Origin of the sequence: Paraglaciecola arctica (assembly GCF_018861065.1) — a bacterium.
GTDB lineage: Bacteria > Pseudomonadota > Gammaproteobacteria > Enterobacterales > Alteromonadaceae > Paraglaciecola > Paraglaciecola arctica_B.
In genome coordinates this window covers 81,393-93,248 of sequence record NZ_JAHKQO010000022.1, presented here as the reverse complement: position 1 = coordinate 93,248, position 11,856 = coordinate 81,393, and the positions used below count along the sequence as shown (strand labels likewise).

Sequence of the window (11,856 nt, the reverse complement as noted above, 5' to 3'; positions counted from 1 at the left end):
TAAATCACTTTGTACAGAATTCGAATACTGAGCGTACGTGACTCATTGAGCAGGTTGCGGGGATCATTTGTTTATTACTTTATCTAACACCACTAACAGATCTTCAATGGTTCTAACTTGTTTAAAATTATCAGGTTCAATCGAGCGCCCTGTTTCGGTTCTAAGGCGAACAACAAGGTCTACCACATCAATGCTATCAATATCTAACTCTTCATAGATGTTGGTTTCCGGTGTGATTTGGGCTTCGTCAATCTCAAACTCATTGACCAAGATAGTTGTTACCATTGATAAAATTTGTTCTTTATTCATCTTTTTACAAACCTTCTTTACTTACTAATCTGAATAAAATCACTCAAGGTTTTAACAGAATAAAAATACTTTTTGCTATCTTCGGTACTACCGTCAATCTTAATATTGTAGGCATTTTTAATTGCAACACCGAGTTCCAAAGCATCAATCGAATCAAGGCCTAAGCCATCTACAAATAAAGGTGCATCGTCCTCGATATCATCTGCAGAAATATCTTCCAAATCCAAAGCGTCTATAATTAACAGCTTAATTTCATGATTCAGGTCACTCATCTATTTTCCTTTTTAAAATTATTTTGGGAGCATCGCATCGTTGTTATACCCGACAATCGATGACTTCAATCCTTTGCAATGATTAATCTGGAGTTCAATACAGTGGGGAATGAAAGGCATGTTAGATGATTCAGTAGTAACCGAGTGCTTATGACTCTTTTATTCGATAATAATATCATTCTGTAGCTTATACGCAACATCTAGGCATAGATGCCGTAAAAAATAAATTGCGAGATTGTTAATCATATTAACAGTTTCGATGTAGTAACCAAGTTTGTTGATGAATATGTGTTAATAACTCGGTGCGATTGCTTAATACAAATCTCATAAAATCGAGTGCTTGGTTATCACTTTGTGGACTCGTTCCCTGGGTATTAAAGCAAAAACTAAAGGCATTTTTATCGCCTTTTGGCGCTTCAATAAGCAATCCAATACCTAGTGGTGTATCGTCGGTCACATAAGGTCGGTAACACTCAGGTACATTTAGGTCGCAATAAACATATAAAATTCTAGAGAGGTTATTTGTCTGCAGTTTTGACACACTGTCTAATAGTCCCTGCATAAAACTACTCTGGCCACCAGAAATAGCCGACAAAGGCGCTCGATTTCCGGTAAATATGCTAAATAATCCAGCGGCGGCGTTATGTACTGATAATCCAAACTGGGTAGGTGACAAATCTTGATTGAGTGCAATATTTTCGATTAGTTTGGTGGTACGTTGCAGATCACCGTGGCGAGAAGAAAAAACACAAGGTATATCTGACTGGTATTCTCCACTTGCTTCTAAAGCACAATGTATTGCCACCTTTGCAAACGGACTTAAACGCCGTCTTTGCATCGCTGGAATACTGGATAACTGCGGTAGTGCCAACTCGTCAGTGAGAGGCTTATCTCCTTGTTGCCATGATTGCCAGTCCTGCTCTGATTCCAAGCCAGGAGCCCATGCTACACATTTGCTAATTTCAAATTTCAAGGACATTGGCCTACCCTAGTCAAAAAACGCAGTCTACTAAAGCCAGTCTTAGGGTTCAACATTGAGTTAACCTCACCTATGTTTAGGTACGCTGCTAGCTCACAGCAAAATCTTTGACTTGTATCATCGCCTCGGAATGACTCATTACACAGTAACTATATGTATCCTCTGCCAAGTTCCCCGTTAGATATTGGTAGCCTGCGACTAGCCCAAACGGATGTCGCAAACAACTAAGCAAACTCTCTTTGCACACTTGCTCAACATTTTTCTTTGAGGCTTTTAACAAGGCTTCCTTGGCAGTCCATAAACGATAAAATGTTAATTGTGGATCTGCATGATTGCACACTAAATTCTGTTCTTCTGTGGTGCCAATAATTTGCACTAATTCGCTAAAATTTCGGGGTTTGTGCTGTTCGATATCCAACCCAATAGCACAAGGAAAAGCCGCGATAGCCACCCCAATAAAATGACCGCTATGACTAATAGAAATGGAGTAACTTTTGTCTTGCTTAGCAATCTTCCAGCAACAATAATCAATTAATTGGTAGTCATGTGTAATAGGCAGCGCAAACAACTGATTCAGACACTGTTTAATCAACCATCTCGACATAATAAATTGAGTTTGCCTAGCAGTATTCTTGAAACCATCGTAGCGACTTTGTTCACTTTGATTCAAAACTCCAAATAACTCGTGTTGAGCCACCCTAATTTGTCGCGTATCCAGGTAATACAGATAAATTTTATTCGTGGTCAAATTCTCTTTCCTCAATTTCTGTTGTCTACCTTTTAGCGGGGTGGCTGGCTTATCATTTGTCAAAATCATGTTAAACTTAGAAGATTCTCCGTTACCTTGAAGATTTATGCCATACCCCCATTTACTGGCCCCACTAAATTTGGGTTTCACTACATTGAACAATCGGGTCATTATGGGCTCTATGCATACCAATCTCGAAGAACAAATCAATGGTTTTTCGCGTTTAGCCGCTTTTTATGCAGAAAGAGCAGCCGGTGGTGTAGGCTTAATAATAACAGGAGGAGTATCCCCTAATGAATCAGGTATTTTGGCGCCCAAAAGAGTAATTCTCAGCCGTCAGCAACATGTAGCTGACCACCAATTGATTACCCGTGCAGTGCATCAATACCCCACCCAAATATGCATGCAAATACTCCATGCTGGTCGTTACGGTTATCATAGTCAAATAGTCGCTCCAAGCGCTATTCAAGCGCCCATTGTGCCTTTTATTCCCCATGCTCTTAGCCACGATGAGATAGAACAACAGCTAGAAGATTTCGTCAATTGTGCCGGCTTAGCGCTAGAAGCGGGATACGATGGCATTGAAATTATGGGTTCTGAAGGATACCTAATTAATCAATTTATTTGCCGTCATACTAACAAACGCAGTGACCAATGGGGCGGTAGTTTCATAAACAGAACCCGATTTCCTCTAGAGATAGTGCGCCGCATAAGGCAGCGTTATGGGGAAAACTTCATAGTCATTTTTCGCCTTTCTATTTTAGATTTAGTAGAAAATGGCAGTGACTTACAAGAAGTCATTGAACTTGCTTTAGCATTGGAAAAAGTCGGTGTTAACATTATTAACAGTGGCATAGGTTGGCATGAAACCCGAGTCCCCACTATCGCCAGTGTAGTGCCTAGAGCCTCATTCAGTATTATTACAGCCAAAGTTAAGAAATTAACTAACATACCCATAGTCGCTTGTAATCGTATCAACACCCCTGAGGTTGCTGAGGATATCTTAAAAAATGATATGGCCGACATGGTGTCCATGGCACGCCCCTTTTTGGCGGATAGTCAATTTGTAAAGAAGGCCGCCATCAACCAAGCTGAAACGATTAATACTTGTATCGCCTGCAATCAAGCTTGTTTAGACCATATTTTTGTCAACAAGGTAGCAAGTTGTTTGGTTAATCCAAGAGCAGGTTATGAAACTTTGCTTAATTTTGATCCGGTTGTTAATTCAAAAAAACTGGCGGTTGTTGGTTCAGGTCCAGCAGGAGCAATGTTTGCCATTTATGCAGCGCAACGAGGCCACAGAGTAACCTTATTTGAGCAAAACGCTTTGATTGGAGGGCAGTTAAACCTCGCTGCAAAAATACCTGGAAAAGAAGAATTCAAAGAATTTTTACGTTATATCAAGCAAACCTTAACGCAGTCTACAGTCGAGATAAATTTAGGACATTCACCTAGCTATGATCAATTAAGTGAATTTGATGAAGTGATCCTTGCCACTGGTACCCAGGCTCGCCATTTAGATATTCCAGGAATAGACCATAAAAACGTCATGAGCTATCAGGATGTAATCGAAGAAAAAGTCGAGGTGGGCGAAAACGTTGCAGTAATTGGCACTGGTGGAATTGCATTTGACGTTGTCGCCAAACTCACTAGCAACAACACCAAAAGCTGGTCATTATTAGAAAAGCAGCAGGATTTTGCGGCACATTGGGGCATTGATTATAGTAATAAAATTAATGGCGGATTGGTTTCTCCAGCAGAAAAATCAGATAACGAAAAGCGAATCACTATGCTACAACGAAAAGTCCGCAAACCTGGAGCTGGACTTGGGAAAACCACTGTTTGGATCCATAGAAAGGAGTTCAAAAATCGTGGCGTAAGAACGTTATCTCTAGTGAAATACCAAGGTATTTCTGAGCAAGGCTTACAACTGAATATACGAGGCAAGCACACTGAATTAGAAGCAGATTCAATAATAGTGTGCGCGGGGCAACAAAGCCATCAAGAGTACGACTTAACTAAGTTCTCACAACCCGTTCATGTCATCGGTGGCGCCAACAATGTAGTAGGATTAGATGCGAAATCAGCAATTGAGTCGTCCGCTTGGTTGGCGGCAAAGATATAAATACCCACTAACTGATTCAATTAAATTTCCGTTAAAGGTTTTTTTGGGATCGGTAAAACGAGTAATGGAGTGCTGGCAATGGCGCAAATAAGTAAAGTATGGCGTTTTTTTGCAACAGCATTTTGTTTCGCGGTCTTCGGCCTGTGCGGCATATTAATGGCCCTTCTATGGCTACCTTTATACCGCATTAAATATCGCAATGAAGAATCTCGTAAGAAGGCTTGCCGTTATGCAGTGCATCTCGCCTTCAAATCTTTTATTTGGTTAATGTATTGTGTCGGCGTAACTAAAGTGACTACCGACCGAATAGAAAAACTCAGTAATCTTAAGGGTAAAATTGTGATTGCTAATCATCCTTCCCTTATCGACGTTGTGGTATTGATTTCACTGATCCCCAATGCCAACTGTGTGGTGAAACAATCCCTTTGGAAAAACATTTTTACTAGAGGAATTTTGAGAAATACCGGTTACCTCAATAATGCTGAACCTCAAGACTTAATTACTGACTGCGGGGAGTCTTTAGGTCAAGGTAGCAATTTAATTATTTTTCCAGAAGGCACTCGAACCAAACCCGGCAGCCCCCTATCGTTTCAAAGAGGTGCAGCTAATTTAGCACTGCGCACTGGCGCCAATTTCCAGAAAGTCCTCATTCACGTGTCACCGCCAGCATTAACCAAAGGTTGGCCGTGGTACAGAATTCCACCTCGGCAAATCCATTTACATTTAACAGTATTAGAAGAGTTCGATGTCAGTCCTTATTTGCATGACAATATTAGTTTGTCGGTGCGTAAATTGACTCGTGATATCCAAAAAGAGTTCAGTAACGAATTAGCGCGTTTTGATTCGACACTTTAAATGTTAAACTCTGATCAATAGCCACTGGACTGACCAGAATGAGCTTGGTGAGTATGGTGCCAAGCGATATTTTACGGAAAAAGAACATATGAAGAATCAACTTTATCAACAATTAAAAGAACTCTTGGTGAACTACTTTGAACTACCAGAAAATATGATCTCCCAAGAAACGGATCTATATGAGGAACTTGAACTAGATAGCATCGATGCCATAGATCTTCTAGTTAAATTGCGGGAACTCACTGATTTGGATATTGAACCTGATGCTTTTAAAAAAATACGCACTGTAGGTGATGTAGTAAACGAATTACAACAAATTCAGAGCGCCTAACAGATGTCATGGGTGATAGGCATATTGGCGATATTATATCCCGTTATTGCCTACGTAGGTTTATCATATGGTTCACCGAGTTTGGTGGCCTTAGGTTTGATTGTAATACTATTACTGCGCTATAAATTCGGACACTCACTGCTGTTAAATACCACCTATGTCAGGCTCTTTATTGTTACTGTTATAGTGGTGTTAGGATATTCTCTTATTACCGATTCAAGCTATGGGATCCGCTTTTATCCTGTAGTGACTAGTTTGTTGTTTTTGGGAATTTTTGCTATTTCTCTATGGTCTGAGCAAAGCATAATTGAACGTATAGCGCGAATTAGAGAGCCTGATCTACCAGAAAGTGCGATATCCTACACCCGTAAAGTGACAATAAGCTGGTGCGTTTTTTTCTTAATAAATGGAATCATCGCGTTTTACACAGCTGTATATAGCGATATCGAAATTTGGACACTTTATAATGGCTTTATCTCATACTGTATCATGGCTTTATTGACGGCAGTTGAGTGGCTAGTTCGTAAGAAATACAAATATAAGCTTCCCGCTAGTTAAAATGCCAGATGTAAGGAACAGGTTTTTTATGCGCAGTATCAAATTTACACCTCTAGTATTGCTACTAGTCGTGCTTTTTGCAAAGGCACAAGCAGCACCTTTTTCTCTGCAGTCATCCTCTGAGCAACAAGGTCAATTTGTGCAAGAAAAACACCTAGCGGTATTGACCCAACCCTTTATCACAAAAGGCACCTATCATTATCAAAGCGAGGCTGGTTTAATTTGGCACACTCAGCACCCTGTAGAAAGTCTATTAAGGATCACCACTGATGGTGTAAGCGAACGTCAAGCAGAGGGGCACTTCAAATCCCTTACTACAAACTCACAATTTAGTGAGTTGTTACTAGCTTTATTTAGCGGTAAGCAACAAAGTTTACAGCAGCAATTTTCTATTGAGCAGCAGGATAATACCCTTACGCTGACTCCTAAATCGACACAAATTGCCAGTATTATTTTGGAAATATCAGTGCTAATAGAAGACAATCAAATACAAAAAATTGTGTTACGCGAACCTGAAGGCAACTACACCAATATTTTTTTGAGTCAATTAGACTCAAGTGAACAGGGGCAATAGGTTTTCATCAATGACCCAATCACGTCTGTTATATAGCTGGGTTGTCATTACGCTTATTTGCGGTGGTGTTTTGCTATATAACGTTATTAATCAATCAATTAAGTTTGACGCCAATATTTTAAATATCTTAGATATGCAAGATAACAGCGGCGCACTTACAAAAGCAGCTAGAGAGCCCTATGAAAACAAGGCTCTGTTATTATTCGAACTTAACTCTACGTCAGACAACAAACGATACCTTCGTGAGTTAAAAGTTAATTTGGCCAGACAAACTGCTATCCATTCTGCCAGTTTCAACCCCAGCGATAATGTAGAAATCAAACAGCTCATCTCTACATATAGCGAACATCCTTTGGCATTTCTAAGCGACGAAGCGCAGCTAGCAAGGGATAACAATGACTATGGATTTATCATTCAAAGATACATGTTACTTTTGAGTCAGCCTAGTAACCCGCTAGTTACCCTAAGCATTGCTGAAGCTCCGTTACTGAATATCGCCGATTGGTTTTCAGGTCGACTCAATCACCCTCTATGGGAACAAGACGATGAATTTCTATTTATTGAAAATGATGGCCAGCGCTACTATCCCTTATTTATAGAGTTCACTCCTCAGTCCATACAGATAGATCAGGTAGTTGCTACAGTTGAACAACTTGATCAGGCACTTTCCGTAAACAACTTATCTAAGCCAGTCACTGTTTTCAAAAGTGGTTTAGCTTTTCATAGCGCTGCTGTCACTCAACGAATTCGTTTCGAAATGCAGTTGTTTAGTGTTTTGTCATTGGTAGGCGTGCTGTTACTGACATTAGTGAGTTTTAGAAATATACGACCGCTATTATGTATATTGGTACTAGTCGCAGCTTCGATGTTAGCCGGCATGACAGCTCTGATATTGCTGTTTGATCAAATACATTTGTTATCTTTGGTATTTGCCATCAGTTTAATTGGCATAGCTGTAGATTATGGGTACCACATAATGTTTGCCGCTAAGTTTACGGGGTTAAAAGGAAAAGCCCTAATCAATCACCTTGCTCCAGCACTGTTAATGGGGGCTGGTACCACCTTACTTAGTTATTTATTATTGTTATTGCTTCCTATTTTACTACTACAACAAGTGGCTGTTTTTGTAGGGTTCGGAATATTTTTCGCTATTTTCACTGGCCTTAGTGTTATCACAAGATGGCCGCTCAAAGTGTCTGCTAATACTGAAATTTCCCCTCCCCAAGCTAGGTCACCGAAAAGCTTCAAATTACTCTTAGGTTTGTTGGTTTTGGGAGGTGTGGTGGCTGTATCTCAATGGAAATTTGAAGATAATATCAATATGTTTAATAGCACCCCTCAACATCTATTGGATAGTGAAGTCAGGGTCAGTCAGCTGGTAGGAAATCACCAATATCCAAGATTTATAAGTGTTCATGGTGAAAACCAGCAGCAAGTGTTGCAACGTTTTGAAAAAGCTCGAAAAGTCATAAAAGATTTAACCTCTTCGGCCCATGAACTCAAGGGAATTGATCTTTGGCTACCTTCTATTGCCACACAAAGAAATAATGCTCAATGGCTTAAGGCGGGGATAGAACAGCAACAACTAGCTCCTATTGTTGACGTGATGGCTCCTGGCACCAAAGAAAAACTCATTTCAAACTCTGAGCAGTGGCTAACCAAAGATAAGTTACCTGATTTTATTGGGCGACTGTACCCATCATTTATTCAGCAAGACAATCAAATTGTGGGAATTTTAAGCTACATGGGTCCTTTAGACGCAGATTTAGTGACGCAAATTCAGCAGCGCTTAGACTTTGCAATTCATTATTATGATCAACCCGCACAATACAGCGCGGCCTTAAAAAAGTTGCGGCATTATGTGTCGTACTTTTTAGGTATGGCTGTGGTTTCCTTAATTTTAATCATGTTAGTTCGTTACCCGGTTCAAGTGGCGTTGAAACTTGCTAGCCTACCAATTTTGGTGGCTTCTAGCTCTTTGGCAATCACCCAGCTTATTGTTGGTTCGGTCACTATATTCAACTTACTAGGGTGTATTTTAATCTTAGCCTTAAATGTAGATTACGTATTTTTCCTGCGAGAACATGGTCGACTCAACTACGTTTTAAAGTCGATTTTTCTATCAGCCACAACCTCAGCGTTGGCCTTTGGCATTATGGTTTTCAGTAACACTCCCGCCATCTGGCAATTCGGACTGACCGTTTTACTAGGTGTTTCACTGGGGTGGTTATTGTGCAATTTGTTACCATCACAGATTATCAATCAAGGTAAGACTCAAGTGTGAAAATTTTACTATTGATAGCTGTGATGTTGCTTAATGCTTGCTCTTCTTGGCACAATCCAAACACGCCTATTTTCTTAGACAAACACAGCCAATTTAATTTACAACCCGTGCCAAAAGCACTTTGGGGACGCTCTAGTTTGCAAAAGCTAATGATCACTACTCCCCAAGACAAATATGAGCTTTTACTGCAAACAGAATTACTCCCCAATCAAATTAATATGGTGGGTTTGTCTGCAGCGGGTTTAGTTTTGTTTAAGTTATCTTGGTCCCAAGAACTAGGGATACAGCTCAAGTCCAACATTTTGGCAAAAGAAATTGATGCGCGGGTGATGTTGGCATATTACCAATTGGCTAATTGGCCAATACAAGAGAGTCAATTAGGTCTTCAAAATCTACACATTAACCTTTCCCCTAAAAACCAGCAGAGACGTGACTTTATGCGTGGAAATGCATTAATTTTTAGCATGGAACACAGCACTAATAGCAGCCTAATGAATCATTATTTAGACGGCTATCAAATAAAAATTGATACCCTCAAACAAGGTAAAATTCAGTACTAATTTTATTTTAGTTAGTTGCTGAAACCTGTTGAATACATTAGGACAGACTTAACCATGCTGTAATGGTAATTTTTGTTAAATGAATTTATTATAACCTGTGTCCTCTGGATCGCTGTTGGGTTAACTATCGCTATGAAAGACAGTGAATAGTAATACCTAGGTTTATAGGGAAAATAACTGACAGGCTGCGCTTGTCTTAGTATAAGAATATTTTAAAATTCGGAGCAAATTTTATGAAAAAAATATTAGTAGCCTGTGTTACAAGCTGCATATTTCTAGCATCACCCGCAATAGCAAGAGATGATAGACTCAAGTTTTCAATCCCTGACTTACTGAAAACCGACAAAGCAAAAAATGCTTTATATGATGTACCTTTGTACTTTGCTGATCAGTCTCATCCCAAACCACTTAGTAAACAATCAGGGATCACTACGAACAAAAAAACCAGTGGTTTTGCTAAATCAGATCAAGAAGCTTGTGAGTGGGCCTTTTTGTCGGCTATAAAGGCTCTACAAGAAAGAGCACAAAGAGATGGTATGAATGCGGTTGTTAACATTACTTCTAACTACAAGCATCAAAGTTTCGCCAGTAGAACTGAATTTGAATGTGGAGCAGGAAATATCATGGCCGGCGTTGCGCTTAAGGCTGACATAGCTAAACTACCTTAAACAAAATAGTGTCGATTTAAAGTGTTTCTATTTGTTGAAACACTTTAGGTCATTCTGCTAAAGCATTCGATTCTGGTTTTATCCCTACTTTAGCCTCTGTAACCTATCTAAATAGCAGTCTTTATAGAGATTCTAGCTACGCCAAAAAGTGGGAGAAAATAACACCAACAAAGAAAACACTTCTAATCGACCAAACAACATTGCTACGATTAATAACCACTTACCCCCATCGGTAACTTCAGCATAAGTGGCTGCCACTTCTCCTAATCCCGGGCCTAAGTTGTTAAGGGTTGCAGCCGTTGCACTGAAGGCTGTTACGTCGTCCATACCAGTAGCAATGAGAGCGACCATAATAATCACGAAGATCATCGCATAAGCTGAAAAGAATCCCCATACGGCTTCAACCACTCTATCTGGTAATGCTCTGTCTCCCAACTTAACCGAATACACCGCTTTAGGATGAATCAATCGGTCTACTTCCCGCTTTCCCTGTAGGTATAGTAACAATACTCGGATAACTTTAAGGCCACCTCCTGTTGAGCCAGCGCAGCCCCCAATGAAACTTGAAAAAATTAGCATTATGGGTAAAAACACTGGCCAGTCTGAAAAGCCTGTAGTGGTGAAGCCAGCAGTTGTACTCATGGATACTGATTGAAACAAAGCTTGGTCGAATGCGACGCTTGAATCTGCAAACCAACTAAATTGAATTAGCACCGAAAAACAAATCAAAACCAAACTAATTTGAATTAGAAAGAACGCCCTCAATTCAGGATCATAAAAGTAACCTTTTAACGAGCGTCCACTTGCGGCCGCGTAATGTAGTGCAAAGTTCAATGCCGCAATCCATAAAAAGACAACACAAACTATGTTTACGCCGACACTATTGAAATGACCTATGCTGGCGTCATAGTTACTGAATCCACCTATAGCAATAGTCGAAAATGCATGACAAATAGCATCAAACCAATTCATACCCACAACCCAAAAAGCTAAGGCACAAACAGTCGTTAATGATAAGTAGATGTACCAAAGATGCTTCGCAGTATCGGCAATTCGAGGAGTCATCTTCGAATCTTTTACGGGGCCCGGTGTTTCTGCGCGGTATAGCTGCATTCCACCAACACCTAGGATTGGTAGGATTGCCACAGCGAGTACAATGATCCCCATCCCTCCTAACCATTGAAGTTGCTGACGATAATATTGAATTGCCTTTGGAAGATAATCGATACCTTCGATCACTGTTGCACCAGTAGTTGTTAGCCCAGAGAAAGACTCAAAAAATGCATCTGTAGTAGACATTTGTGGCTGCTCTAACAACAAGAAAGGCAGTGCAGCAAAACTCGCTAGCACGGTCCAAAAAAGCACCACAATTAAGAACCCTTCCTTAGCTCTTAAGTCGTACCTAAAACTTCGATTTGGATACCAAATGGTTAACCCTGTAATTAAACATAAAACAAATGCCAATAAAAATGGCAAGCCACTGCCGTCTTCATATATCACAGATACGATTGCAGGCGGGATCATTGTGACGCTGAACAAAGCCACTAGCAGTCCCAAAATTCTAATAATAGTACGGTATTGCATAGCTTAGCT

General features: G+C 40.1%; 13 protein-coding genes. 8 read left to right on the top strand and 5 right to left on the bottom strand.

The genetic code is table 11. From position 1 onward, the window contains the following. Nucleotides 1–63: 63 nt before the first annotated feature. The 4 genes from KO534_RS09065 to KO534_RS09050 form a co-directional block, all read right to left on the bottom strand. On the bottom strand, nucleotides 64–309 hold the full coding sequence (locus KO534_RS09065; RefSeq protein WP_215929330.1) for an acyl carrier protein: 246 nt from the start codon (nucleotides 307–309) through the stop codon (nucleotides 64–66). 17 nt (nucleotides 310–326) lie between these two features. Next, nucleotides 327–581, bottom strand: a complete 255-nt coding sequence (locus tag KO534_RS09060; RefSeq protein WP_215929329.1) for a phosphopantetheine-binding protein — start codon at nucleotides 579–581, stop codon at nucleotides 327–329. A 247-nt stretch (nucleotides 582–828) separates the two neighbouring features. Then, the gene (locus KO534_RS09055; protein ID WP_215929328.1) at nucleotides 829–1,560 is read right to left on the bottom strand and encodes a beta-ketoacyl synthase chain length factor; all 732 of its coding nucleotides are present in this window, start codon (nucleotides 1,558–1,560) and stop codon (nucleotides 829–831) included. 88 nt (nucleotides 1,561–1,648) lie between these two features. Continuing rightward, nucleotides 1,649–2,479 carry a 4'-phosphopantetheinyl transferase family protein gene (locus tag KO534_RS09050; protein ID WP_252732039.1) on the bottom strand — a complete coding sequence of 277 codons (831 nt, stop codon included), beginning with the start codon at nucleotides 2,477–2,479 and terminating at the stop codon, nucleotides 1,649–1,651. Here KO534_RS09050 and KO534_RS09045 point away from each other — a divergent pair. From KO534_RS09045 to KO534_RS09010, 8 genes are all read left to right on the top strand, one after another. Next, on the top strand, nucleotides 2,415–4,433 hold the full coding sequence (locus tag KO534_RS09045; protein WP_215929326.1) for an NADPH-dependent 2,4-dienoyl-CoA reductase: 2,019 nt from the start codon (nucleotides 2,415–2,417) through the stop codon (nucleotides 4,431–4,433). The genes KO534_RS09050 and KO534_RS09045 overlap by 65 nt on opposite strands. A 78-nt stretch (nucleotides 4,434–4,511) precedes the next feature. Then, nucleotides 4,512–5,288: a lysophospholipid acyltransferase family protein gene (locus KO534_RS09040; RefSeq protein WP_215929325.1), complete on the top strand. Its 777-nt coding sequence runs from the start codon at nucleotides 4,512–4,514 to the stop codon at nucleotides 5,286–5,288. A gap of 88 nt (nucleotides 5,289–5,376) precedes the next feature. Beyond that, a complete protein-coding gene (locus tag KO534_RS09035) occupies nucleotides 5,377–5,619 on the top strand; it encodes an acyl carrier protein (RefSeq protein ID WP_215929324.1) in 243 nt (80 codons plus the stop codon). Between the two features lie 3 nt (nucleotides 5,620–5,622). Continuing rightward, nucleotides 5,623–6,177 carry a hypothetical protein gene (locus tag KO534_RS09030; RefSeq protein ID WP_215929323.1) on the top strand — a complete coding sequence of 185 codons (555 nt, stop codon included), beginning with the start codon at nucleotides 5,623–5,625 and terminating at the stop codon, nucleotides 6,175–6,177. A gap of 28 nt (nucleotides 6,178–6,205) precedes the next feature. Next, nucleotides 6,206–6,751, top strand: a complete 546-nt coding sequence (locus tag KO534_RS09025) for an outer membrane lipoprotein carrier protein LolA (RefSeq protein WP_215929322.1) — start codon at nucleotides 6,206–6,208, stop codon at nucleotides 6,749–6,751. Between the two features lie 10 nt (nucleotides 6,752–6,761). Further along, complete coding sequence (locus KO534_RS09020) at nucleotides 6,762–9,035, top strand: hypothetical protein (RefSeq protein WP_215929321.1); 2,274 nt, start codon at nucleotides 6,762–6,764, stop codon at nucleotides 9,033–9,035. Continuing rightward, nucleotides 9,032–9,595 (top strand): DUF3261 domain-containing protein, encoded by a 564-nt coding sequence (locus KO534_RS09015; RefSeq protein ID WP_215929320.1) that lies wholly within the window; start codon nucleotides 9,032–9,034, stop codon nucleotides 9,593–9,595. Before KO534_RS09020 ends, KO534_RS09015 begins: the two co-directional genes overlap by 4 nt. Nucleotides 9,596–9,828: 233 nt before the next feature. Beyond that, the gene (locus tag KO534_RS09010; RefSeq protein WP_215929319.1) at nucleotides 9,829–10,263 is read left to right on the top strand and encodes an excinuclease ABC subunit A; all 435 of its coding nucleotides are present in this window, start codon (nucleotides 9,829–9,831) and stop codon (nucleotides 10,261–10,263) included. Nucleotides 10,264–10,395: 132 nt separating this feature from the next. Here the strand turns inward: KO534_RS09010 and KO534_RS09005 are convergent, their stop codons facing one another. Continuing rightward, complete coding sequence (locus KO534_RS09005) at nucleotides 10,396–11,847, bottom strand: TrkH family potassium uptake protein (RefSeq protein WP_215929318.1); 1,452 nt, start codon at nucleotides 11,845–11,847, stop codon at nucleotides 10,396–10,398. Between the last annotated feature and the right edge of the window lie 9 nt (nucleotides 11,848–11,856).